Consider the following 23,458-nt stretch of genomic DNA (forward strand, 5'->3'; position numbering starts at 1 on the left):
GTGCCGATGCCGGCCCCCGGCTGGCCACGGTGGGTTTCCGGCGGCTGCCGGCGTGAGGCGGGCCCCCGTGCGTTGTACCCTCGGCCCGCGCCATGACCCCGAAGCAGATCGCCACCAACCAGGCCCAGATCTCCTGCGACGTCTGCGGCCGCACGCTGCTGCGCGGCGAGCACGCCGACATCTTCCTGCACAGCGGCGAGCGGCGGACGGTGTGCGAGCTGTGCACGCAGCGGGCCGCCAACGAGGGCTGGATCCGCGAGGCGTTCGCCGACGACCTCCCTGTCCGCGCCCGCGGGCGCCGCGAGCGCGGCTCCCTGTTCGGGCGCTTCGGCCGCCGCCGCGCGCCGAACGGCCAGGCGGCAGCGGGCGGCCTGAGCCGCGGCCCCCGCGCGGCGGCCGACGAGCCGCTCGAGGCGCCGGTCCTGCCCTACGGCGACGACAACGACCCGACCTACGTGGCCGAGGTCGCGCCCGCCCCGGCGCCGCCCCCGCGCGTCGAGCCGTCGCTCGAGATCCCGCGCGAGCGCCACGTCCACGCCGTGCCGACGAACGCGGACATGAAGCGGGCGCGCGCGGTGGAGGTCTTCAACGCTTCGACGCATCCCCGCACCGTCTCCGGCGTGGCCCGGTCGCTCGGCGCGCCGTTCGTGGTGGTGCGCCCGTCGGAGACCGAGGGCTCGATCGTCTCGATCACCGCGGGCTGGGAGCTGTGCTGGTACCGCTACGAGGTCGACCTCGCCGACGAGGCCGCCGGCGTGCGCGTCTCCGCCCAGGGCGACGAGATCTCCGAGCTCGATCCGGCCGACCAGGTGCCGAACGCCGCCGCCGACGAGCGGGGTGAGATCCGCCTCGTGGCCGGGTAGCCTCGCCTCCGCGATGATCTACTGCGTCGTGCCCGAGCCGCTCGCCGACGAGCTCTACCCGAAGCTCTCGGAGTACTACAAGGACGACCCGAACGTCACGGTCATCATCGACCGGCGCAAGTCGGAGCGGCGAGCGCACGGCGACGGGCCCGCGCCCGAGAGCCGCCGGGAGGTGCGTGACCGGCGCCGCCCGCGCGCCGCGGGCGACTTCCCGCGCATCGACCCGGAGTAGGAGCACGCGGGTGGCGAAGCTCGTCGTCCACGTCGACGGCGGCGCGCGCGGCAACCCGGGCCCGGCCGCGGCCGCGGCGGTGCTCTCCGAGCCGGGCGGCGAGGTGGTCGACGAGGCCGCCGAGGTGCTGGGCGAGGCGACGAACAACGTGGCGGAGTACCGCGGGCTGCTGCTCGGCCTGCGCCGCGCCCGGGAGCTCGGCGCGACCGAGGTGGAGGTGGTCAACGACTCCCAGCTGGTGGCGCGGCAGGTCGGCGGCGAGTACAAGGTCAAGCACGCGGCGATGAAGCCGCTGCACGCCGAGGCGATGGCGCTCCTGGGCGGCTTCGAGGCCTGGAGCATCCGCTCGGTGCCCCGGGCCCAGAACGCGCGGGCCGACGAGCTCGTCAACGCGGCGCTGGACGGGGCGTGAGCACGGACGGCACGCACGCTCGCTATGAGCGCGCGCTCGGCGACCTCGACGCGCCGCTGGCCTTCGTCGACCTCGACGCGATGTGGGCCAACGCCGCCGACCTCCTGCGGCGGGCGGGCGGCACGCCGATCCGCGTGGCGTCGAAGTCGGTGCGCTGCCGCGCCCTCCTGCGCGCGATGCTCGACCGCGACCCGGGCTTCCGCGGGCTCATGACGTTCACGCTCCCCGAGTCGCTGTGGCTGGCCTCCCACGGCTTCGACGACCTCCTGCTGGCCTACCCGACCGTCGACCGCGGCGCGCTGCGCGAGCTGGCGGCGGGCGACGGGCCCGGACCGGTCGTCATGGTCGACTGCCCCGAGCATCTCGATCTCCTGCCCGCGGGCAGCCGGGTGTGCGTGGACGTCGACCTGTCCTACTGGGCGCTCGGCGGCCGGGTCAGGATCGGGGCCAAGCGCTCGCCGGTGCGCACCCCGGCCCACGCGGCCGCGCTGGCGGGCGATGCGCTGCGCCGCGGCCTGCGGGTGGCCGGCGTGATGGGCTACGAGTCGCACATCGCGGGCGTCGGCGACGATCCGCCGTCGCGGCTGCGCGCGGCGGCGGTCCGGGCGGTGCGGCGGCGGTCGGTGCCGGAGCTGCGCGAGCGGCGCGCCGCCGTCGTGGCCGCGGTGCGCGCCGTCGTCGGCCCGGAGGCCGCGCTGCTCGTCAACGGCGGGGGCACCGGCAGCCTCGAGCTGACGTCGCCCGAGCCCGCCGTCACCGAGGTCACCGCCGGGTCCGGCTTCTTCGCCCCGGCGCTGTTCGACCACTACTCCGCGTTCCGGCTGCGGCCGGCCGCGTGGTTCGCGATGCCGGTGGTCCGCCGGCCGAGCCGGCGCACGGTCACGGCGCTCGGCGGCGGGTACCTCGCCTCCGGCTCCGCCGACCGCCTGCGCCTGCCGGTGCCGACGCTGCCCGCGGGCCTCCGACTCGACGGCCGGGAGGGTGCGGGCGAGGTGCAGACGCCGCTCACCGGCGATGCCGCGACGAGCCTGCGCATCGGCGACCGCGTGTACTTCCGCCACGCGAAGGCGGGAGAGCTGTGCGAGCGCTTCGACCGGCTGCACCTCGTCGAGGGCGACCGGATCGTCGACGAGGTGCCCACGTACCGGGGCGAGGGCCGCACCTTCCTCTAGCCGCGGTCAGGTCGAATAGGCTGCCGCCGGTGACGAAGCTCCCGGACACGATCACCGCGTGCCTCTTCGACCTCGACGGCGTGCTCACCCCGACCGCCAAGGTCCACATGAAGGCGTGGAAGCAGACGTTCGACGAGGAGCTGCAGCGGCGCGAGAGCGACGGCTACAAGCCCTTCGACCAGGAGGACTACAACGACTACGTCGACGGCAAGCCGCGCTATGACGGCGTGCGCTCGTTCATGGCGTCGCGCGGCTACCGGCCCTCCGAGGACGAGGTCCGGGCGATCGGCGACCGCAAGAACGAGCTCGTGCTCGAGCTGATCGCGCAGGGCGGAGTCGAGGCCTACCCCGGGTCCGTGCAGCTGCTGAAGGCGGTGCGTGACGAAGGCCGACGGACCGCGGTCGTCTCCTCGAGCGCGAACTGCCGGAGCGTGGTCGAGGGCGCCGGCATCGCGGATCTGCTCGAGGCCCGCGTCGACGGCAACACCATCGCCGAGGAGCACCTGAAGGGCAAGCCGGCGCCGGACTCCTTCCTGGCGGGAGCCGAGCGGCTCGGCGTCCCCGCGGCGCAGGCGTGCGTGTTCGAGGACGCGCTGGCCGGGGTCGAGGCGGGCCGCGCCGGCCACTTCGGCTACGTCATCGGCGTCGACCGTCTCGGCGGCGACCACACGCAGGCCCTGGCTGACCACGGTGCCGACATCGTCGTCTCCGACCTCGCCGAGCTGCTGTGAAGGAATTCGACACGGAGCGGTTCCCGCCGGATCCATGGCGGGTGCGCGAGACCGGGCTCGACCTCGGCCTCATCGCGCAGACGGAGTCGATCTTCGCGCTGGCCAACGGACACCTCGGCCTGCGCGGCAACCTCGACGAGGGCGAGCCGCGCGGCCTGTCGGGCACGTACCTCAACGGCCTCTACGAGTCCTATCCGCTCGAGTACGGCGAGCGCGGGTTCGGCTTCGCCGAGGACGGCCAGGCGGTCGTCAACGTCACGGACGGCAAGATCATCCGGCTGCTGGTCGAGGACGAGCCGTTCGACGTGCATCGCGGCCACCTCGAGCACCACGAGCGCACGCTGGACTTCCGCACCGGCATCCTGACCCGCGAGGTGCAGTGGCGCTCGGAGGCGGGCTACGCCGTCAGGGTCCGCAGCCGCCGCCTCGTCTCGTTCGTGGATCGCAGCGTTGCCGCGATCTCCTACGAGGTCGAGGCGCTCGAGCGCCCCATGCGCGTCGCGCTGCAGTCCAACCTGCACGCCAACCAGGTCGACCGCCCGGCGAACGGCGACCCGCGCGCCGGCCGGGCGCTGGGCGACGTGCTCGACAGCGAGCTGCACATCGACCACGGCCTGCGCGTCGTGCTCGCCCACCGCACGAAGCGCACGAAGCTCGGCTTCGCGGCGGGCATGGAGCACGTCATCGACGCCCAGGGCGAGGTCAACACGCTGACGCAGTCCGAGCCCGACCTCGGGCGCGTGACCATGGCGGTCGAGCTGCATCCGGGCCGGCCGCTCACGCTCACGAAGCTCCTGAGCTACCACTGGTCCTCGCGCCAGACGATCGACTGGCTGCGCGATCAGGTGGACGCCAGCCTCGAGAGTGCGGTCGCCCAGGGCTTCGACGTCCTCGCCGAGCGTCAGCGGGCGTTCCTCGACGACTACTGGCAGGGCGCCGACATCGAGCTGGACGGCGACCCGGAGATCCAGCAGGCGCTGCGCTTCGCCCAGTTCCACCTCGTGCAGGCGTCGGCGCGGGCCGAGGGCCGGGCGATCGCCGCCAAGGGGCTGACCGGCCCCGGCTACGACGGCCACGCGTTCTGGGACACCGAGGGCTTCGTGCTCCCGGTCCTCATCCACACGATGCCGGGCGCGGCGCGCGAGGCGCTGCGCTGGCGCCACTGGACGCTGCCGCTCGCCCGCGAGCGCGCCGCGCAGCTCGGGCTGAAGGGCGCGGCGCTGCCGTGGCGCACGATCCACGGCGAGGAGTGCTCGGGCTACTGGCCGGCGGGCACGGCGGCGTTCCACGTCAACGCCGACGTCGCGTGGGCGGTGGACCGCTACGTCGCGGCGACCGGCGACGACGACTTCCTCGCCGGCGAGGGCCTCGCGCTGCTCGTCGACACGGCCCGCCTGTGGGCGCACCTCGGCCACCACGGCGCGGACGGGTGCTTCCACATCCACGGCGTGACGGGCCCCGACGAGTACTCCGCGATCGTCGACGACAACATCTACACGAACCTGATGGCGGCGCGGAACCTGCGCGCCGCCGCGGACGCGGCTGCGGGCCACCGCACGCAGGCGTCCAAGCTCGGCGTGGTCCACGAGGAGATCGACTCCTGGCGCAAGGCCGCGGACACGATCTACATCCCGTTCGACGAGCGGCTCGGCATCCATCCGCAGGACGGCGACTTCCTCACCCACGACGAGTGGGACTTCGCCGCGACGCCGCCGGGGTGCTACCCGCTGCTGCTGCACTACCCGTACTTCGAGCTGTACCGCAAGCAGGTCATCAAGCAGGCCGACCTCGTGCTGGCGCTGCACGTCGCCGGCGAGCACTTCACGCTCGAGGAGAAGCGCGCCGCGTTCGAGTACTACGAGACGCTGACCGTCCGCGACTCGTCGCTGTCGGCCTGCACGCAGGCCGTCGTGGCCGCCGAGGTGGGCCACATCGAGCTGGCCTACGACTACCTCGCCGAGGCCGCGTTCATGGACATCCGCGATCTCGAGCACAACGTCGCCGACGGCGTCCACATGGCGTCGCTCGCCGGCGCCGTGACCGCCGCGATCGCCGGGCTGGGCGGCGCGCGCGAGATCGACCGCCAGCTGGTGTTCCGGCCGCGCCTGCCGCGCGAGCTCGAGCGGCTCGTCTTCCGCATCACGTTCGGCGGCGTGCGGGTGCGCGTCGAGGTGGGCCAGGAGGACGCCCGCTACGTCATCGACTCAGGCCACGGGGTCACGATCGAGCACTACGGCGAGCCGGTCGAGCTGCAGCCGGGCGCCGAGCCCGTGGCCCTCCCGATCCCGCCCGCGGAGCGGCTCACGCGGCCGCGCCAGCCGCCGGGCCGCGAGCCGATGCGCTGGCACGAGCGCATGGCGGCCGCCCGCGGCGTCAGCGTCCCAGAACCCGGCGCAGAGACGCGTTTGTGAAGCGCCCCTCCGGGTCGAGGCGGTCGCGCACGGCGGCGAACGCCTCCCAGCCCGGGTAGCGCGACGCGAGCCGCTCGGCGCCGAGCCAGTGGCGCTTGCCCCAGTGCGGGCGCCCGCCGAGGCCGAGCAGCAGCTCCTCGGCCGCGCGAAAGTACGGCTCGAACGGCTGCCCGCGGTGCTGGTGGACGGCGACGTAGCACGTCGCGCGCCCCGACGCGGGGGACAGGAACGCGTCGTCGGCGGCGACGAAGCGCACCTCGATCGGCATCGCGACGGGCAGCCGCCGGCGCGCGACGAGGTCCAGCACGCCCTCGATGGCGGTCCGGGCCTGCTCGCGGGGGAGGGCGTACTCGAGCTCGGTGAAGCGGATGTCGCGGCGGCTCGCGTACACGCGGTGCGAGCGGTCGACGACCACGTCGCGGGTGACGAGCCGCATCATCGCGCGGTTCAGCCGCGGCACCGTCCGCGGCACGCGGCCCGCCAGGCGGCCCGCCAGCGTGAGCGCCTCGTTCTCGAGGTGGCCCTTGACCCAGTCCGCGCGGGGGTTGCGCGAGCGCGGAGCCCGGGCGCTGCGCGTGCTCGTGCGCGTCATCACGCGGTCGGCGTAGGGGAAGGCCCAGAGCTCGAAGTGGTCCGCGCCGTCGGCCAGGCGGTCGAGACCGTCGAGCACCTCGCCCAGCGGACGCGGCTCGTCGACCCGCTCGAGGGTGAACGCGGGCACGCAGCGCAGCACGACCTCGGTCACGACGCCCAGCGCGCCGAGGCTCACCCGTGCGGCGCGCAGCCCGTCGGGGTCGGACGCGTCGAGCTCGACGACCTCGCCGCCGCCCGTGACCAGCCGCATCGCGGCGACCTGTGAGGAGAGGTTCGCCCAGCGGACGCCGGTCCCGTGGGTGCCGGTGGCCAGCGCGCCCGCGAGCGTCTGGGCGTCGATGTCGCCCTGGTTCTCGAGCGCCAGGCCCAGCCCGGCGAGCGCATGGCCGAGGTCGTGCAGGGTGACGGCGCCCTGGACGCGCACGAGGCCCGTCGACGGGTCGGCGTCGAGCACGGCCGCCATGGCCGACAGCGTCAGCAGGTGGCCGTCGGTGCACACGAGGTCGCTGAACGAGTGCCCCGAGCCCGCGACCCGCACCGTCCGGCCGGCCTCGGCGGCGCGGGCGACGGCCTCGACGACTTCGGCCTCGCTGCGCGGAGCCTCGATCGCGGCCGGCGAGCAGCGCTGCTCGCCGGACCAGTTGGCCCAACGGGGCTGGTCGGCTACCTGCGGCGGTCGCGGTACGCCGTGCGGAAGACGCTGTCCCACCAGGGGGCGCTGATGCCGTAGCCGACGGTGTCGTCCTGGAAGTGGTGGCGCATGTGCAGTTCGCGCAGCCGGCGGCCCAGCGCGGTGCGCGGGCGCGCGTGGTGCAGGTAGTAGTGCAGCTCGTCGTAGATGAGGTAGCCGGCCAGGAACGACGCCGTGAACATGTATGCGGCCGGCGTGCCGAGGACCAGCACGAACAGGCCGAACATGAGCGCCGCGAGCGGGACGCTGACCGCGGGCGGCATGACGAGCCGCTTCGGGTCGTTCGGGTGGTCGTGGTGGACGCCGTGGATGATCCAGTGCAGCCGCGCGCCCAGCCCCTCCTCGGGCTCGAAGTGGAACACGATCCGGTGCAGCCAGTACTCGAACAGCGTCCAGAACACATATCCGCCCGCGAGGCATCCGACGACGGCCAGCGGGCTCATCGCGGTGACCCCGAGCACGAAGAGGACGACCACGGCCGGGGTGAAGAGGAAGACCGGGACCAGGTGGTGGACGCGGGAGAGCTTGTCGAGCCAGCGCCAGCGGAACATCGGCGGCGACGCGGACAGCTCGTCGGTGCGGGTGGTGTACGGGGCGGTGTCGGTCGTCACGGGGAGTGGCCTCCGGTGCGGACGTCGCAGCGGTCGTTCCCGCAATACTAAACGGCCGCGCGAACGGCCTCATCAGGGTTCCCTACGGTGCCGCGGCGACCGCGCTGCCCTCGAGCAGGACCGCCGCGACCTGAGCTGGGTCGTCCCACATCGGCAGGTGCCCGCAGCCGTCGAGCACGACGCTGCGCGCGCGCTCGGGCAGGCGCCCCGGCCGGGCGACGAGCCGGTCGTGCTCGGGCCAGGCGAGCGTGAGCGCCACGCGGATGCCGGCCAGGCCGAGGAACCGGCCGGCGCGCATCGCGCCGTCGACCGCCTCGAAGCCCGGCGCCGTGGCATAGGCGCGGACGAGGTGGGCGGCGTCGGCGGGCGGGATGCGCTCGGGGTGCGCGACAGTGCCCAGGAGCGCCAGCCGTCGTCCGCGCTCGCTGCGCGCCAGCAGCGCGACCGCGGGCAGCGCTGCGCGGGCGAGGCGGCGCGCCGCGCCGCGGCGCGGCATCAGCGGCTCGGGCCAGAGGCCGGCCGGCGCGATGGCGGTGACGCTCTCGGCGCGTCCGGCGAGGGCGAGCTCGAGCGCGACCCAGCCGCCGAGCGAGTTGCCCGCCACGTGGAAGCGGTCGAGCCCGTGGGCGGCCAGCCCGGCGGCGACGGCGCGGGCGAGGGCCGCCGGGGTCGGCACGACGGCGTCGGGCAGGGGCGGCGAGCCGCCGAAGCCCGGCAGGTCGACGGACACGACCTCGCGGTGGGCGGCCACGCGGTCCCACACCGGCGCCCAGACGTGGCGGTCGGCGCCCAGGGGGTGCAGGAGGACCAGCGGCGGGCCGTCGCCCCCGCGGTCCAGGCCCAGCACGGGTCGCGCGACGGCCGCCATCGGGAGCGGATACGAGTGCCGGCGCGCCGTCGGATCAGCTCGCCGCGGCCAGCTGCTCGGGCGACGGCACCGGCTCGGGCGCGATCGCCCCGCGCCAGGTGGGCTTGGCCAGCACCGTCTGCACGAGCCCGATGCGGCGCTCGGCGAAGCCGGCCTCGCAGTACGCGAGGTACAGCCGCCACAGCCGCCGGAAGCGCTCGTCGTAGCCGAGGTCGCCGAGCCGCCGCACGGCCGCCTCGACGTTGGAGCGCCACGAGCGCAGGGTCTCGACGTAGTGCGGGGTGAGGTCCTCGACGTGGACCGTGCGCATGTCGGTCCGGCGCGCGACGCAGCGGGCGATGACCTCCTGCGAGGGCAGGCAACCGTTCGGGAAGATGTAGGTCCGGATGAAGGTCTTGCCGGCCTTCTCGACGTCGTAGGCGCGGTCGTCGGTGACGATGGCCTGCAGGACCATCAGGCCGTCGGGGTCCAGGAGATCGGAGCAGCAGCGGAAGAACGTGCCGAAGTCCTTCCAGCCGACGGCCTCGATCATCTCGATGGAGACGAGCCGGTCGTAGCGGCCGCGCAGGTCCCGGTAGTCCTCGCGCAGCACGGTGACGCGATCCTCGAGGCCGGCCTCGCGCACGCGCGCGACCGCGTAGGCGTGCTGCTGAGCGGAGATCGTCGTCGTCGTGACGCGGCAGCCGTACCGGCCGGCCGCGTGCACCGCGAAGCCGCCCCAGCCCGCCCCGATCTCCACGACGTGGTGCTCGGGACGCAGGTCGAGCTTCGCGCACAGCCGCTCGAGCTTCGCGGTCTGCGCCTGCTCGAGCGTCATCCCGCGCTCGGACCAGACCGCGCACGAGTACATCATCGTCGGGTCGAGCATCAGCTCGAACAGGTCGTTGCCGAGGTCGTAGTGCGCGGCGATGTCCTCGCGGCTGCGCTCGGGGGTGTTGCGGCGCATGAGGTCGCGCGCGCGCAGGTACGGCTCGCGCACCGGGGTCAGGCGCCGGCGGATCTCGTCGAGCCCGACGGCGTTGCGGGCCGCGACGCGGATCACGGCGGCGAGGTCCCGCGTGTCCCACAGCCCGTCGGCGTAGCTCTCGGCCAGCCCGCGCGACCCGCGCAGCAGCACGGGCCAGGCCTGCGGCGAATGGATCTCGACGATCGCGGCGGGCGCCCCGCCGGGGCCCAGTTCGACGCGCCGCGTACCCTCGACGACGGTCAGCTTGCCGACCTGGATGCGCTCGAGCAGCGCGAGCACGGCGGTGCGGGCGAGACGGGTCTTCACGGGGCCGGAGTGGGGTGAGGGTGGAGCGGTGCGCCCTTGACCTTGAGGACGAGGGCATGAATGTAGATGAGAACGCCGACGCGCAGCGCCGAAGCCGTGTGGCGGCGCCACGCGCGGCGGCTCGGCGGGCGGCGCCGCAGGGACAGCGCCGCGTCGAAGACCCGCCGGTCGCCCTCGTGGTTGGCGATGCGGATCGTGAGCCGCTCGGCGGGCTCGTCGCTGCTCCAGGCGTACTCCTGGTCCATGCCGAAGAACGGGGAGACGTGCAGCGCCTTGTCGGAGCGCCCGGTGCGGCCCTCGAGGACGTAGGCGTGGCGCTCGCCCCACGGCGTGTTCGTGACCTCGGCGACGACCGCCGCGAGCCCGCCGTCGGCGGCGAAGCAGTAGTAGAAGCTCACCGGGTTGAAGCAGCGGCCGGCGGCCCGCAGGTGGGTGAGCAGCCGGATCGGTCCGTCCGGGGCGCGGCCGATGCGCTCGCGTACGAGCGCCCGGACGGCCGCGTCGAGCGGCACGGCGGGATCGCCCAGGTAGTCCTCGCGCCGGAAGCGCAGCAGCCCGGGGCGGCGGGCGGCGAGGCGGCCGCCGCGCAGCCCCGCGACCTCCTCGAGGTCGACGTAGGCCAGCGTGATCCGGTGGCGGAAGCCGTGCCCGCGGCCGACGCGGCGGCGGTGGGCGATCGTGCCGTCGTAGATGGCGCTGTGGAGCGCGGTCATCGCAGCGCGGCGGCCACCCGCTCGGCGCTCACGACGCCGTCCTCGTGAAAGCCCCAGCCCCAGTAGGCGCCGCAGTAGTGCGTCCGGGTCCGCGGGCCGCTGATCTCGTGGTGGCGGGCCTGCGCGGCGACGCCCTCGGGCGTGAAGACGGGGTGCGCGTAGCGGATCGTCTTCAGGACGTGGCCGGGGTCGATCGCCGCCGTGTGGTTCAGCGTGACGCAGAGGTCGCAGCCGGGATCCAGGGACTGCAGGCGGTTCATGTGGTAGGTCAGGGTCGGCCGGCCGGCCGGCGCCTCGAGCAGGTGGTAGTTCCAGCTCGCCCAGGCGCGCCGGCGGCGGGGCAGCATGCGGCGGTCGGTGTGCAGGACCGCCTCGTTGAGCTGGTAGGGGATGGCGCCGAGGATCTCGTGCTCGCGGTCGGACGGGTCGGCGAGCATCCGCAGCGCCTGGTCGGAGTGCACGGCGAGCACCACGTCGTCGAACCGCTGCGCCTCGCCGCCGCGCGCCACGACCGTGACGTGGTCGGCGCCGCGGCGGATCTCGGCGACCGGCGTCGAGAGGCGCAGCCGGTCGCGCCACGGATCGACCACGGCCCGGACGTAGCGGTGCGAGCCGCCGTCGATCGTGCGCCAGCGCGGGCGGTTGCGCAGGCCGAGCATGCCGTGGTTGGCGAAGAACTCGGCCAGGAAGCGCGCGGGGAAGCTCCACAGGCGGCGCGGGTCGGCCGACCAGACCGCCGAGGCCTGGGGCACGATGAGCCGCTCGATGAACGGCGTCGAGAACCGCCGGTCCTCGAGCCAGTCGCGCAGCGAGAGGCGCAGGTCCGCGGTCAGCAGATCGCGCGCCTCGCGGTTGAAGCGCACGAGGTCGGCGATCATGCGGTGAAACCACGGGGTCACGAGATGCGCGCGCTTGGCGAACAGCCCGTTCGGCGAGCTGCCGTTGTACTCGAAGTCCCCGAGGCCGTCGCTGACCGAGAAGCTCATGTCGCTCGGCCGGGCGGCGACCCGCACGTCGGCGAGCAGCCGCTGGAAGCTCGGGTAGTTGCGGTCGTTGAAGACGATGAAGCCGGTGTCCACGTCGACGTGGCCCGTGGGCGTCTCGACTCGATGCGTATGTGCGTGGCCGCCCGGACGGTCGTCGGCCTCGAAGACCGTGATGTCGTGGTCGGTGTGCAGCGCGTGCGCCGCGGCGAGGCCGGCGATGCCCGTGCCGACGATGGCGATCTTGCGTCCCATGTATGGGAGTCCGCACATTCTCCACGAACGGATCACTTTCGCGCCAGGTTCTTGTGGAAGTCCACGACGCCCCCGGGCTCGGCGCGCGGTCCGGACGGCCGGCGGAGGGATATCCTCTGAGCAGGCCCCGTGGAGTGCGACCGCCGGGGGTTAAACCTGCCCGTGGAGTGCGACCGCCGGGCTTCATCACCGAAAGGACCCACCCATGCCCGAAGCCGTCATCGTCGACGCGGTCCGGACGCCCATCGGCCGCGCCTTCAAGGGCTCCCTGGCCTCCCTGCGCCCGGACGAGACGCTCGCCTACGTCGTCGACCAGGTGCTCGAGCGCAACCCGCAGGTCGACCCGGCCATCGTCGAGGAGGTCATCGCCGGCTGCGGCCTCCCGCAGGGCCTGCAGGCCAACAACATCGGCCGCATCGCGGTCCTGCTGAGCGACAAGCTCGGTCAGGAGACCGGCGGCTCGACCGTCTCGCGCTACTGCGCGTCCGGGCTGGAGGCGATCCGCACCGCCGCCAACGACGTCGTCGCCGGCCAGGGCGATGCGTACATCGCGGCCGGCATCGAGTTCGTGTCGCGCTACAACGGGGCGCAGGAGGCCGCGCACCCCGAGGACCAGAACGAGAAGCTCCAGGGCAAGGAGCCCGGCCAGCCCGACGCCTACATCGCGATGGGCCTGACCGCGGAGAACGTGGCCGAGCGGTACGGCGTGACCCGGGAGGCCCAGGACGAGTACGCCCAGAGGTCGCAGGAGCGCGCGGTGGCCGCCCAGTCGAGCGGCATCTTCGATCGCGAGATCGTTCCGGTCACGCTGGCCGACGGCACCGTGGTCAGCAAGGACGACGGCCCACGGCCCTCGTCGACGCTCGAGAAGCTGTCGTCGTTGGAGCCCGCGTTCCGTCCGGGCGGGACCGTCACGGCCGGGAACTCGTGCCCGCTCAACGACGGCGCCGCCGCGGCGCTGATCATGAGCGACACGAAGGCCGCCGAGCTGGGCCTAAAGCCGCGCGCGCGGATCATCACCGCCGCGACGTGGGGCAACGAGCCCGAGTTCATGGGCGTCGCGCCGATCGGGGCGATCAGGAAGGCGCTCCAGCGCGCCGGCATGTCGATCTCCGACGTCGACGTCTACGAGCTCAACGAGGCCTTCGCGGCCCAGGTCATCCCGATCGCCGAGGAGGTGGGCTTCGACTACGACAAGCTCAACCCCCACGGCGGCGCGATCGCGCTCGGCCACCCGTTCGGCATGACGGGCGTGCGCATCATGACCACGCTGCTCAACGACCTCGAGACCCTCGACGGCACGATCGGCCTCGAGACCATGTGCGTCGCCCAGGGCCAGGGCGAGGCGATGATCGTCGAGCGGCTGAAGTAGCCGTCCGCGCCCGGTCCCCCGGCGCCCCGCAACGGGGCGCCGGGGGGCCGCGGCGTCGACCGCGGCGTCGACCCAAGCGTCGACCGCGGCGGTAGGCCGGCCGGTGGCGGCGGCCGGGGATCACACGGCCGTGAACCCACCGTCCACGGTGAGCACGGCGCCCGTGGCGAACGACGCGGCGTCCGATGCGAGGAACAGCGCGGCGGACGCGACCTCCGCGGGGTCGGCCTGCCGTCCGAGCGGCAGCGATGCGGCGAAGGCCCGCTGCTGCTCGACGAACCCGAGCTCGGCGACGATGGGCGTGTCCATGGGGCCGGGCAGGATGACGTTCGCGCGGATGCCGTCCTTGCCGTGGGCGACGGCCACCGCGCGCGTGAGGGCGCTGAGGCCCCCCTTGGCCGCCTGGTAGGCGACCCGTCCCTCGTCCGCAACGGCGCCCCCGTGGATCGAGCCGATGCTGACGATCGACCCGCCGCCGGCTTCGCGGATCGCGGGGACGCAGGCGTTCATCCCCAGGAACGCCCCGGTGAGGACGACGTCGAGCGTCCGGTGCCAGCCCTCGAGGGTCTCGTCCTCGATGCCGCCCAGGGTCGTCACGAACGCGTTGTTGACGAGCACATGCGGGCCGCCGAGGTCGCGGCACGCGCCCACCACCGCCGACCACTGGTCGGGGGACGTCACGTCGAGCGCATGGAAGCTCGCGCGCCCGCCGCTGTCGCGGATCGTCGTCGCCACCGCCTCGCCGAGCTCCTCGCGGACGTCGGACACGACGACCGTCGCGCCCTCCGCGGCGAACCGGCGGGCGATCGCCTCGCCGAGGCCCCGCGCGGAGCCCGTCACCAGCGCCACCCGTCCCTGCATCGCGCCTGCCGGCATGGTCGCCATCATCGTTCTCCATCCGCGAGCCGCTCGCGCGTGCGGGCGACCCGTTCGTCGCACGAGCCGTCGTCGGCCTCCGGCGTGAGGATCACGTTCTCCTGCTCGCGAGGGTCGTTGCGCGCGGTGACGAACGTGGCGGGCTCGGTGAGGCTGAGGTTGTACGTCTTGTGCGGGACGCCCGCCGGGATGAACAGGAAGTCGCCGGTCCGGGCGATCAGCGAGTGCTCCAGGCGCTCGCCGTGGAAGAACTCGATGGCGCCGTCCACGGCATAGATCGCGGTCTCGTAGTCGGCGTGCTTGTGCGTGTTGGAGTGGCCGCCGGGCGGGAACGCGGTCACGTTGAGCGACAGCCCGTTCGCGCCGGCCGTCCGCTCGGAGATGCCGAAGAACACGGGGATGTCCTGCTTGGCCGTCTCGGCCCGGGGCGGGCGCAGGACGCGGACCTCCTGGCCGGGCGGGGTGCTGGCGTCGTTCATCGGTCGTCCTCCTGGTCGGCGTTGACGAGGGTGGAGAGCCTCAGCCGGGGCTCGGTGTGCAGCATGGTCGTCGCCATCGCCGGCAGGCCGGGGGCGGGGGTCACCCACCACATGGCGAGCGGGAGGCTGATCCGCTCGTGCGCGCCGGTGCCGAAGAGCATGCCGTTGGCCCGCCCGGCCCCGAGCAGGGTGGCGAGCCGGTTCTCGGGGTCCTCGCGCAGCACGAGCGACAGCGCCGCCTCGATGAGATGGAACTCCAGGATCTGGCGCGCGCGCAGCCCGTCGCCGGCTTCGAGGGCGTCGACGGTGCGGCGATCGAGCTCGATCCACTCCGCCGGGTCGTCGGGGCGCGACCGGTAGTGCTGGTGGTGGCGGTGGATGTGGCGGTAGGTCTTGCGCACGATGTCGTCGACGAACGGGCTGGCGAACGTCGCCCGCTGGGCGAGATGGAAGCTGCGATGGGCGCGCTGGAAGGCGTTGGGCTCGTGGGCCGCGGCCTCCATGTCGGCGAGATGGCCGCGCAGCTCGCGAAGCCGGGCGGCGGTCATCGCCGGCGTGCGGGCCTGCAGCAGCGGCGGCTCCACGAGGATCCTCAGCGCGTGCATGCCCTCCGCCGAATCGAGCCGCGCGGGGGCCACCCGGGCACCGGCGTTCGGCGTCGCGACGGCGAGTCCGTCGCCCTGTAGGCGGCTCAGCGCCTCGCGCAGCGGCGTGCGACCACAGCCGAGCTCGCGCATCAGCCGGGGATGGGCGAGTCGATCGCCGGGCTGGTACACGCCTTCGATGATGAGGTCGTGCAACCGTGTGTAGACGTCGTCGGCGGTCGGCGCCGGGCTCGGCATGATCGGATCCAATCACGTCAGGGCCCGCGATGCACGCCGGAGCTGGTCTGCTGACGGATCGGATCCGATGTGGATACGCTCCGGCTTCCTGCCTCACGCCTCTGGAGAGTTCGCATGGCCCGCGCCACCCCGCATCCCGCCGTCCTCGAGCTGTTCTCGGTCGTCGACCGAGGCATCGTCGTGACCGGCGCGGCCAGTGGGATCGGCCGCGCCATCGCGCGGGGCGTCGCCGCGGCCGGTGCACGCGTGCTCGCCGTCGACGTGGACGAGCAGGGTCTCGCCGAGACGGCGGCGGCGGCCGACGGGACGCTCGTGACGCACCGGGCGGACGTCGCCGACGAGGAGCAGGTCGCCGGCCTGTTCGAGGTGGCCGACCGCGAGCTCGGCGTCCTCGACGTCGTGTTCTCCAACGCCGGCATCGCCGGGCCGGTCGCAGCGGTGGAGGACATCTCGCTCGCGGACTGGCGGCGCGTCGGCGCGGTGAACCTCGACGCGGGCTTCCTGATCGCCCGCGAGACCGTGCGCCGGCTGAAGGCGGCCGGGCGGCCGGGCAAGCTCGTCTACACCGCGTCCGTCTGGGGCGTGGTCGGGACGTCGACGCCGCTGTCGCCGTACGCGGCGAGCAAGGGCGGCGTCGTCAACCTCATCCGCCAGCTTGCCGTCGAGCTGGCCCCGCACGGGATCACGGTCAACGGCTTCGCGCCGGCGGGCGTCGTGACGAACATCGCCGACGGCTTCTACGAGGACGACGAGGCGGTCAAGGGCCTGGTGGCGGAGATCCCGAACGGGCGGCTGGTGGGCGCCGACGAGGTGCTCGGGACGGCGATCTTCCTGGCGTCGCGCGCGTCGGATCACATGACCGGACACACGCTGGCCCTCGACGGCGGCTATCTGGCGCGCTGAGCCCGCGGCCCCGCGAGGCCGGGCGGCCGTCCGGGGCAGGGCGGCGCGGTAACGCTTTGCGCTCCACCTGCCGATAGTGGGAGAGTTTCGCCTAACCACCTAAGGAGGGTCGCCACATGGCGGAGGAAGTTGAGATCAGAGGTGCCGGAAGCACCGCGAAGATCCGGGGAGTCGTGGCCGTCCCCGTGCTGTCGATCATCACGCTCGGCATCTACTGGTGGGTCTGGTACTACAAGATCAACCGCGAGATGGCGGACCTCGGCAAGGCCACGGGCCGCACCGAGGAGCTCGGCGACAGCCCCGGCACGTCGCTGCTGGCCGTCACGCTGGGTGCACTCGTCATCGTTCCGGCGATCATCTCGCTGATCCACACGTTCCAGCGCATCCAGGCGCTGCAGCGGTTCACGCAGGCCGGCGAGCCGCTCAACGGCTGGCTCGGCGTCGTGATGTACCTGGTGTTCAGCCCGGTCCTGCAGGGCTACATGCAGAGCGGCCTCAACGGGGCGTGGCAGCACCAGGCCCAGGGCGGCACTCTCACCCCGGCTCCGGTCGGAGTGACCGAGCCCGCGCCGATCGCTCCCTGATCGCGCAGACCCGTTCCGGCGGGGCGGCCGCGTGGCCGCCCCGTCCGGTCTGCCCCGCCGCGTAGTCTGGCCGGCGTGCGACATCTCACGCCGCTCGTCCTCGCAGCGGCGGTCGCGGCCGCGGTCCTCGCTGGCTGCGGTGAAGGCTCGGCACCGCCCACGGCAGCGCCGGCCTCCACGTCTCCGGCGAGCACCGGGCCCGCCGTCGCGAGCCCGGAGCCCGCGCCCCGGCCGCGCCGGCGACCCGTGCGTCTCACGGTCGAGGTCAACGGCGACCTCCTGATCCACGCCCCGATCTGGCAGACCGCCCAGGCGCTCGGCGGCGGATCGGACTACGACTTCGCGCCGATGCTGCGCCACCTGCGCCCCTGGGTGAAGGGCTCAGACCTGGCGATCTGCCACGTCGAGACGCCGATGACCGCGGCGGCCCCGACCGGCTATCCGCGCTTCAACACCCCCCCTGCGCTCGCCCGCGCGATCCGCCGCACCGGCTGGGACGCCTGCGACACGGCCTCCAACCACACGCTTGACCAGGGCCAGTCCGGCGTGGACGCCACGCTGGGCGCGCTGCGGCGCGCCGGGGTGCGCCACACCGGCTCGGCCGCCTCGGCGCGCGGGGCCCGGCGGATCCTGCTGCTGCGCGCGAAGGGCGTCACCGTCGCGTACCTGGCGTACACGACGACGACGAACGGCGTCCCGCCCCCGCATCCGTGGTCGGTCGCCCTCGCCACGCCGCGCCGCATCCTGCGCGACGCGCGGCGGGCCCGCGCGCAGGGTGCCGACGCGGTGCTCGTCAACCTGCACTGGGGCGTCGAGTACGCCCACGCGCCGACGCCTCAGCAGCTCGCGCTCGCGCGCCGGCTGACGCGCTCGCGGGCGATCACGGCGATCGTCGGCCAGCACGCCCACGTCGTCCAGCCCATCCGCCGGGTCAACGGCCGCTGGGTCGTCTTCGGCGAGGGCAACCTGCTGTCCAACCAGACGAGCGCGTGCTGCCCGGCCGCCACCCAGGACGGGCTCCTGGCCATCCTGCACCTGCGCATCGACGGCCGCCGCAGCCGCGTCGAGCGCGTCGAGTACGTGCCGACCTGGGTGCGCCACGGCGACTACGCCGTGCTGCCCGTCGGCCGCGCGCTGGCCCGCGGCCTCGCGCCCGCCGCGGACCTGCGGGCGTCGTGGCAGCGGACGATCGGCGTCGTCGGCCGCGGGCCAGGGTTGCGCACCGTGCCGCGGCGCCTGCCGGGCTGAGCGAGCCGCCCGGCACGACGACTCAGAAGAGCCGCTGGCTGCCCCGCGACAGGAACCACCCGTGGCCGCCGGCGTTCGTGCAGCGCAGTCCCGACATGGAGACCGTGCAGCGGAACGGCCCGAACCGGCGCGTCGTGCCGTAGGGCACCAGGCGGGACTTCGGGTCGAACGACGTGTCGCTGGCGCAGGGCAGCTTGACGCTGCCGCGGCGGCGCATCGTGAACGACCGCCCGGCGTCGCCGACCTCGCCGCAACTGCGCTGCCCGTCGAAGCGGGTGGGGTACATCACGTCGCAGCGCAGGAATGTCGGGCCGGTCTGGTACACGCAGCCGATCAGGTTCGACGGCGTGCGAAAGAAGGTGAACGTCGAGGCGCCGGCGGAGGGGATCCCGGCGGCGGCGGCGATGGCGAGGGCGGCCAGCGCCGTGGCGGCGCAGGCGAGCACGGGGCGGAACATGGCGCAACCCTACGGGCGCGGGCGATCCTCGCGCGGGAGCCACCGCAGCGGTTGCCCCCGGTCGCCTGGCGCGACCGCGTCGCGTGGTCAGAGCGCGGACCCGCGCCGGTAGTTTCCGCACGGACCTCGCCGCTGGCATCGGTGCGGGCGAGCGTCATACGGTTCGCAGCATGGACGCACCACGTCAGACGCAGGCGACGAAGCTCGCCGCCAGGATGCAGCTGCGTGACACCGTCAGGGACGAGCTCGCCGGCCGCAACGACGACGCCGCCCGTCAGCGGCGCAGCGCGGCGCTGATGCAACGCGTGCGAGCGACAGCCCGCGGCGCCGCGCAGGGACGCACGCCCGTCGCCTGACGGCTGTCTCGGCAATCCGGGGGATCGGCGGTAGGGTGCTGCCCGTGCACGCCCCCGACTCCGACGCCTCGCTCGTCGCGGGTGACTGGCGCGCGTGGCAGTTCGCGCTGCTGGTCGAGACCGTCTCCGACTACGCGATCTTCCTCCTGGAGCCCGACGGACGGGTGGCGAGCTGGAACCGCGGCGCCCGGCGCATCAAGGGCTACGAGGCGCCCGAGGTCATCGGCCGGCACTTCTCGCTGTTCTACACCGACGCGGACCGGACGCGCGACCATCCCGCGCACGAGCTCGAGATCGCCGAGCTCGAGGGGCGCTATGAGGAGGAGGGCTGGCGCGTCCGCAAGGACGGGTCGCGGTTCTGGGCCAACGTGGTCATCACGGCGCTGCGCGATTCCGGCGGCACGCTCGTGGGCTACGGGAAGGTCACGCGAGACCTCACAGCACGCCGGCTCTCCGAGGAGCAGCTGCGCGCCACCGCGGCGGAGCTGCTGACGGCCAACCGCGGGCTCGACCAGTTCCGCCGCCTGGTCGCCGGCGTCCGCGACTACGCGATCTTCATGCTCGACCCCGGCGGCCACGTCGCCAGCTGGAACGCCGGCGCCGAGCACATCAAGGGCTACACCGAGGACGAGATCGTCGGCCGGCACTTCTCGGTCTTCTACACCGAGCCCGACCTGATGCGCGATCACCCGGCGCACGAGCTCGAGGTCGCGGCGCGCGACGGCCGGTACGAGGAGGAGGGCTGGCGCGTCCGCCAGGACGGGTCGCGGTTCTGGGCCAACGTCGTCATCACGCCGATCCGCAACGACACGGGCGTGCTGATCGGGTACGCGAAGGTCACGCGCGATCTCACCGAGCGCCGGCAGGTCGAGCAGGCGCTGCGCGACGCGCACGAGCAGCTGCGCCGCTCCAATGAGGAGCTCGATCGCTTCGCCGTCGTCGCCGCCCACGACCTCAGCGCGCCGCTCGCGACCGTCACCGGGCTGGCCGGCCTGCTCGAGCGCGAGCTGCCCGAGGACGTCACCCCGAAGGCGATCGAGTACCTGCGCCACATGTCCGTCTCGACCGCACGCATGGCCGAGCTCATCGACCGCCTGCTCACGTACGCGCGGGCCGGCGAGGGACCGAGCAGCCGCCGGCCGGTCGACGTCAGCGAGGCGGCCGGCTCCGCGATCGGCGACCTCGCCGCGGTGATCGCCGAGCGCGGTGCAGAGGTCCGCGTCGAGCTCGACGGCGTTCCGTCCGTCACGGCGGCGCGCGGCGACCTCGAGCTCGTCCTGCGCAACCTCGTGGGCAACGCCGTGAAGTTCGGGGCCCGGGAGCGACCGCACGTCCGTCTCGCATGGCAGCCCGAGGGGGACGGGTGCGTGCGCATCACCGTCGACGACGACGGGGAGGGCATCGCGCCCGACGATCAGGTGCGGATCTTCCGCGCGTTCGAGCGGGTGCCGACGGTGGCCGGGCCGCGCGGCAGCGGCCTCGGGCTGGCGATCTGCGCGCGCATCGTGCAGCGGTCAGGCGGCGCCATCGGCGTCGAGTCCGGCGAGGGCGCGGGCAGCCGGTTCTGGCTCACGCTGCCGACGTTCCCCGGAGATCGGGCCGGCGCGCCGGGCGCCTGAGCTCCGGCGGTGGCGGCGCGCGCGCCGGTCCGTCCGCGTACCGGGGCGCCGTGGCGAGGCGAGTAGCTTGGCTGCGTGACCGCGGTCGTCGTCGCCGAGCACTTCCCCGACATGGTCGCGGGCGTGGACGCCCGGTTGCGCCAGCACGCGGCGAGCAGCACGATGGCGCCGGTCCTGCGGCTGCGCCCGGGAGCATGGGCGCCGGACATCCCCGGGGACGAGGCGCGCGGGCACTTCGGCCTCCTCGCGCTCGACGGGCTGCTCGCACGGCGGGTGCACCTCGGGCGCCGGGCGTGCGTCGAGCTGCTCGGGGGCGGCGACCTCCTGCGCCCGTGGGCCGGCGCCGGCGACGGCAGCTCGATCGACATCGACGCGCGCTGGGTCGTGCAGGAGGAGACGGCGGTCGCCGTGCTCGACGCCCGCTTCGCCGCCCGGGTCGCGCGATACCCGGCGATCGCCGGCTGGCTGATGGACCGCGCGATCCGCCGCACCCACTGGCTGGCCTTCCATCTCGCCATCGGCCAGGTGACGCAGCTGCAGACCCGGCTGCACGTCATGTTCTGGTATCTGGCCGACCGGTGGGGCCGCGTGACGCCGGAGGGCATCGTCATCCCGCTGCAGCTCACGCACAACCTCCTCGGCGGTCTCGTGGGCGCCCACCGGCCAGCGACGACGACCGCGCTCGGGGAGCTGTCGGCCCGCGGCCTCGTGCAGCGCCGCGGCGACGGGACGTGGCTGCTGACCGGCGAGCGGCCGGCCGAGCTGCGCGAGCCCCGCGAGCCGGCCCCGATCGTGCGCTGACGCCGGGGTGGGGCGGCGGTCAGCCGCCGGCGACCGGAATGCTCTGCGTGAGACGCGCGAGGATGCGGCGCGTGGCGTGCTCGACATCCGCGGCTTCGACGCCGGCCGCCTGGGCGATCTCGGCGTCGGAGGCGCCGTCGAGCAGCATGCCGACGATCGGGCGGTCGCGCTCGTCGAGTTGCGAGAGCGCCTCGCCGCGCAGGTACGGAGAGACCTCCGGGATGAGCCGGTCGCCGCGATGCACGAGCCGGATCGCCGCGAACAGCTCCCGCGCGGCGAGCCCCTTGTCGACGAGGCCGTCGGCGCGCGCGAGGATCGCCGGCAGCGCCAGCGGGGGGCTGGCGTACGCCGAGTGGACCAGCACGCGCGGCGGCGTCGCCTGGCGCTTGATGCGGTGGCACAGCTGCAGCCCGTCGGTGGACGGCAGGTGATAGTCGAGCAGCACGAGGTCCGGGCGCGTGCGGTGCAGCAGCGGCCAGAGCGACTCCTCGTCGCCGGCGCTCTCGCCGGCGAACACGAGCCCGGGCTCGGCCTCGATGACGGTGCGGACCCCCGCGCGCAGCGCGGGATGGTCGTCGATGACGACGATGCGGATCATGCCGGTCGCCCGATGCTCCCAGAGGCACCCGGCCCTGGCCCGGGTCGGGTACGCGGCCGGACCGGGCCGCGCGCGCCGGCGGACCTCGTGGCGACCGACCCCGGCAGGTGGTCGCCGGCCGATTGGATCTCCGACCTCGTGCCGCACCTGGCTACGGCCTCGTGACCGTGGCGACGTACACCGGCTGCGGCGCGGGTAGGGCGGCCGGGCGCGGTCGTCAGCTGGGGGCCGGGGCGGGGAGGAGCACGAGCCCGGCGCCGGGATGGCGCGCGACGCGGCGCCGCACGCGCCGGCGGCCGGCGAACGCGAGCAGCTCCTGGTCGGGCGAGCGGCGCAGGCGCGCGAGCGCGGCGGCGCCCGCACGGTCGATGCCCCGCAGCCGGCTGAGATCGAGGACGACGCGCGAGGTCTCCGTCAGCGCGGCGATCGCCTGCTCGAACGTGCTCGCCGTCTCGGTGACGAGGTGGCCGTCGAGGACGATGAGCGCCTCATGCGAGAGCTCGACCGAGAGCACCCGCAGCTCGCGGTGGCGCCGGAGCCGCAACGTGCGGCGAAGCCAGAGGCGTGGGCCCGAGCCGCCGGCCGCGTGCGACGCCGTTGCGGGGGAAGCGATGGGAGGCATGGCAGGTCTCCTGAAGAGATGGTTCGTTCACGAACCGGTTCTTCGTCATTGCCCGGGAGTGCCGCAGAAGATGCGAGCCCGGGGTGCCGTGGTCACCGACGAAGGTCGGCGACCTCGTCGCGGGTAGAGGCACCGCCGCCCGCAGCCGCTCCCGGCCGTCCGCGCCGGGAGCGCCGCAGCGGCCCTAAGCTCCGCTGCCGTGGCGCGCAAGACGGCGCTCTCGCGAGAGCGGATCACCGATGCGGGGATGCAGCTGGTGGAGGACGAGGGGCCGCAGGCCCTGACGCTCCGGCGGCTGGGCGATGTGCTCGGCGTCGACGCGACGGCGCTGTACCGGCACTTCCGCAACAAGGAGGACCTGCTCAGCGCCATCGGCGACCGGACGCTCGAGGGCCGGATCGTCGACCCCGGCGACGACGTCGAGTGGCGCGCCGGCATCCGCGACCTGTGCGTCCGCCTGCGCGCGGCGTACCTCGCGCAGCCGGCCGTCGCGGACATCGTGCGCTCCGGGCCCCCGCGCCAGGGCAACGAGCTGCTGCTCACGGAGGTGATGCTGCGTCTGCTGCACCGCGCCGGCTTCTCCGCGGGGCAGGCGGCAGACGCGTACCACTCGCTGATCGGACTCAGCCTCGGCTCCGCGGCGATCGACGCGCCGGTGTCCCGGCTGCCGCACCGGGAGCGCGAGGAGCTCTATGAGCGCTGGCGGCGCGAGTACGCAGCGATCGACGAGCGGCGCTACCCGACCACGGTCGCGCATGCCTCGTCGCTGTGGCCCGGCGACGCCCAGCACCGCTTCGAGGTCGGTCTCGACACGATGCTCGACGGGCTGGAGGCCCAGCTGACTCAGCTGACCCCAAGGAGTCAACAACGTTGACAACGCCGCTGACTCCGC

At 74.0% G+C, this 23,458-nt stretch carries 26 protein-coding genes; 14 read left to right on the forward strand and 12 right to left on the reverse strand.

Annotation, left to right across the window (positions count from 1 at the left end; translation table 11 throughout):
- Positions 1-92 precede the first annotated feature (92 nt).
- From DSM104329_RS11360 to DSM104329_RS11385, 6 genes are read left to right on the forward strand one after another with little or no spacing between them, the layout of a single operon-like run.
- Positions 93-863, forward strand: coding sequence for a hypothetical protein (locus DSM104329_RS11360; protein WP_259315553.1), 771 nt, complete (start codon positions 93-95; stop codon positions 861-863).
- 13 nt (positions 864-876) lie between these two features.
- The gene (locus DSM104329_RS11365; RefSeq protein ID WP_259315554.1) at positions 877-1,095 is read left to right on the forward strand and encodes a hypothetical protein; all 219 of its coding nucleotides are present in this window, start codon (positions 877-879) and stop codon (positions 1,093-1,095) included.
- A gap of 10 nt (positions 1,096-1,105) precedes the next feature.
- Positions 1,106-1,507, forward strand: a complete 402-nt coding sequence (locus DSM104329_RS11370) for a ribonuclease HI family protein (RefSeq protein ID WP_259315555.1) — start codon at positions 1,106-1,108, stop codon at positions 1,505-1,507.
- On the forward strand, positions 1,504-2,679 hold the full coding sequence (locus DSM104329_RS11375; RefSeq protein ID WP_259315556.1) for an alanine racemase: 1,176 nt from the start codon (positions 1,504-1,506) through the stop codon (positions 2,677-2,679). The genes DSM104329_RS11370 and DSM104329_RS11375 overlap by 4 nt, the downstream gene beginning before the upstream one ends.
- 29 nt (positions 2,680-2,708) lie before the next feature.
- Complete coding sequence (locus DSM104329_RS11380; protein ID WP_259315557.1) at positions 2,709-3,410, forward strand: HAD family hydrolase; 702 nt, start codon at positions 2,709-2,711, stop codon at positions 3,408-3,410.
- Positions 3,407-5,821, forward strand: a complete 2,415-nt coding sequence (locus DSM104329_RS11385; RefSeq protein ID WP_259315558.1) for a glycoside hydrolase family 65 protein — start codon at positions 3,407-3,409, stop codon at positions 5,819-5,821. The genes DSM104329_RS11380 and DSM104329_RS11385 overlap by 4 nt, the downstream gene beginning before the upstream one ends.
- Here DSM104329_RS11385 and DSM104329_RS11390 read toward each other — a convergent pair.
- From DSM104329_RS11390 to DSM104329_RS11415, 6 genes are all read right to left on the reverse strand, one after another.
- Entirely contained in the window at positions 5,784-7,124 is a 1,341-nt protein-coding gene (locus DSM104329_RS11390; RefSeq protein WP_259315559.1) for a D-arabinono-1,4-lactone oxidase, read from the reverse strand. The genes DSM104329_RS11385 and DSM104329_RS11390 overlap by 38 nt on opposite strands.
- Positions 7,079-7,717, reverse strand: coding sequence for a sterol desaturase family protein (locus tag DSM104329_RS11395; RefSeq protein ID WP_259315560.1), 639 nt, complete (start codon positions 7,715-7,717; stop codon positions 7,079-7,081). The genes DSM104329_RS11390 and DSM104329_RS11395 overlap by 46 nt, the downstream gene beginning before the upstream one ends.
- Before the next feature lie 82 nt (positions 7,718-7,799).
- A complete protein-coding gene (locus tag DSM104329_RS11400; RefSeq protein ID WP_259315561.1) occupies positions 7,800-8,585 on the reverse strand; it encodes an alpha/beta fold hydrolase in 786 nt (261 codons plus the stop codon).
- Between the two features lie 34 nt (positions 8,586-8,619).
- On the reverse strand, positions 8,620-9,858 hold the full coding sequence (locus DSM104329_RS11405; protein WP_259315562.1) for an SAM-dependent methyltransferase: 1,239 nt from the start codon (positions 9,856-9,858) through the stop codon (positions 8,620-8,622).
- Positions 9,855-10,571, reverse strand: coding sequence for a DUF1365 domain-containing protein (locus DSM104329_RS11410; RefSeq protein WP_259315563.1), 717 nt, complete (start codon positions 10,569-10,571; stop codon positions 9,855-9,857). The genes DSM104329_RS11405 and DSM104329_RS11410 overlap by 4 nt, the downstream gene beginning before the upstream one ends.
- Entirely contained in the window at positions 10,568-11,809 is a 1,242-nt protein-coding gene (locus DSM104329_RS11415) for an NAD(P)/FAD-dependent oxidoreductase (RefSeq protein WP_259315564.1), read from the reverse strand. The genes DSM104329_RS11410 and DSM104329_RS11415 overlap by 4 nt, the downstream gene beginning before the upstream one ends.
- 205 nt (positions 11,810-12,014) lie before the next feature.
- Between DSM104329_RS11415 and DSM104329_RS11420 the strand changes: the two genes are divergently transcribed.
- Complete coding sequence (locus tag DSM104329_RS11420) at positions 12,015-13,181, forward strand: acetyl-CoA C-acyltransferase (RefSeq protein WP_259315565.1); 1,167 nt, start codon at positions 12,015-12,017, stop codon at positions 13,179-13,181.
- Positions 13,182-13,301: 120 nt separating this feature from the next.
- Here the strand turns inward: DSM104329_RS11420 and DSM104329_RS11425 are convergent, their stop codons facing one another.
- The 3 genes from DSM104329_RS11425 to DSM104329_RS11435 are packed head-to-tail and all read right to left on the reverse strand — an operon-like array spanning position 13,302 to position 15,378.
- Positions 13,302-14,057, reverse strand: coding sequence for an SDR family NAD(P)-dependent oxidoreductase (locus tag DSM104329_RS11425; protein WP_259315566.1), 756 nt, complete (start codon positions 14,055-14,057; stop codon positions 13,302-13,304).
- An 8-nt stretch (positions 14,058-14,065) separates the two neighbouring features.
- Positions 14,066-14,536, reverse strand: coding sequence for a cupin domain-containing protein (locus DSM104329_RS11430; protein ID WP_259315567.1), 471 nt, complete (start codon positions 14,534-14,536; stop codon positions 14,066-14,068).
- Entirely contained in the window at positions 14,533-15,378 is an 846-nt protein-coding gene (locus DSM104329_RS11435; protein ID WP_259315568.1) for a GntR family transcriptional regulator, read from the reverse strand. The genes DSM104329_RS11430 and DSM104329_RS11435 overlap by 4 nt, the downstream gene beginning before the upstream one ends.
- 114 nt (positions 15,379-15,492) lie before the next feature.
- Between DSM104329_RS11435 and DSM104329_RS11440 the strand changes: the two genes are divergently transcribed.
- The 3 genes from DSM104329_RS11440 (at position 15,493) to DSM104329_RS11450 (ending at position 18,113) form a co-directional block, all read left to right on the forward strand.
- On the forward strand, positions 15,493-16,281 hold the full coding sequence (locus DSM104329_RS11440) for an SDR family NAD(P)-dependent oxidoreductase (protein WP_259315569.1): 789 nt from the start codon (positions 15,493-15,495) through the stop codon (positions 16,279-16,281).
- A gap of 173 nt (positions 16,282-16,454) precedes the next feature.
- Positions 16,455-16,865, forward strand: a complete 411-nt coding sequence (locus tag DSM104329_RS11445) for a DUF4234 domain-containing protein (RefSeq protein WP_259315570.1) — start codon at positions 16,455-16,457, stop codon at positions 16,863-16,865.
- A gap of 246 nt (positions 16,866-17,111) precedes the next feature.
- Positions 17,112-18,113, forward strand: coding sequence for a CapA family protein (locus DSM104329_RS11450; protein WP_259315571.1), 1,002 nt, complete (start codon positions 17,112-17,114; stop codon positions 18,111-18,113).
- Positions 18,114-18,135: 22 nt separating this feature from the next.
- On the opposite strand, the gene DSM104329_RS11455 is transcribed toward DSM104329_RS11450, so the two are convergent.
- Positions 18,136-18,570 (reverse strand): hypothetical protein, encoded by a 435-nt coding sequence (locus DSM104329_RS11455; RefSeq protein WP_259315572.1) that lies wholly within the window; start codon positions 18,568-18,570, stop codon positions 18,136-18,138.
- A gap of 170 nt (positions 18,571-18,740) precedes the next feature.
- Between DSM104329_RS11455 and DSM104329_RS11460 the strand changes: the two genes are divergently transcribed.
- From DSM104329_RS11460 to DSM104329_RS11470, 3 genes are all read left to right on the forward strand, one after another.
- Complete coding sequence (locus DSM104329_RS11460; protein WP_259315573.1) at positions 18,741-18,926, forward strand: hypothetical protein; 186 nt, start codon at positions 18,741-18,743, stop codon at positions 18,924-18,926.
- A gap of 44 nt (positions 18,927-18,970) precedes the next feature.
- Complete coding sequence (locus tag DSM104329_RS11465) at positions 18,971-20,545, forward strand: sensor histidine kinase (protein ID WP_259315574.1); 1,575 nt, start codon at positions 18,971-18,973, stop codon at positions 20,543-20,545.
- Positions 20,546-20,620: 75 nt separating this feature from the next.
- Positions 20,621-21,346, forward strand: coding sequence for a helix-turn-helix domain-containing protein (locus tag DSM104329_RS11470; RefSeq protein ID WP_259315575.1), 726 nt, complete (start codon positions 20,621-20,623; stop codon positions 21,344-21,346).
- Between the two features lie 19 nt (positions 21,347-21,365).
- Here DSM104329_RS11470 and DSM104329_RS11475 read toward each other — a convergent pair whose 3' ends face one another.
- Both DSM104329_RS11475 and DSM104329_RS11480 read right to left on the reverse strand, forming a co-directional pair.
- Positions 21,366-21,944 carry a response regulator gene (locus tag DSM104329_RS11475; RefSeq protein WP_259315576.1) on the reverse strand — a complete coding sequence of 193 codons (579 nt, stop codon included), beginning with the start codon at positions 21,942-21,944 and terminating at the stop codon, positions 21,366-21,368.
- 217 nt (positions 21,945-22,161) lie between these two features.
- Entirely contained in the window at positions 22,162-22,488 is a 327-nt protein-coding gene (locus tag DSM104329_RS11480; protein ID WP_259315577.1) for an STAS domain-containing protein, read from the reverse strand.
- 277 nt (positions 22,489-22,765) lie between these two features.
- Here DSM104329_RS11480 and DSM104329_RS11485 point away from each other — a divergent pair, with 277 nt between their 5' ends.
- Entirely contained in the window at positions 22,766-23,440 is a 675-nt protein-coding gene (locus DSM104329_RS11485; RefSeq protein WP_259315578.1) for a TetR/AcrR family transcriptional regulator C-terminal domain-containing protein, read from the forward strand.
- Positions 23,441-23,458: the final 18 nt, after the last annotated feature.

The organism is Capillimicrobium parvum (genome assembly GCF_021172045.1).
Classification (GTDB): Bacteria; Actinomycetota; Thermoleophilia; order Solirubrobacterales; family Solirubrobacteraceae; genus Capillimicrobium; species Capillimicrobium parvum.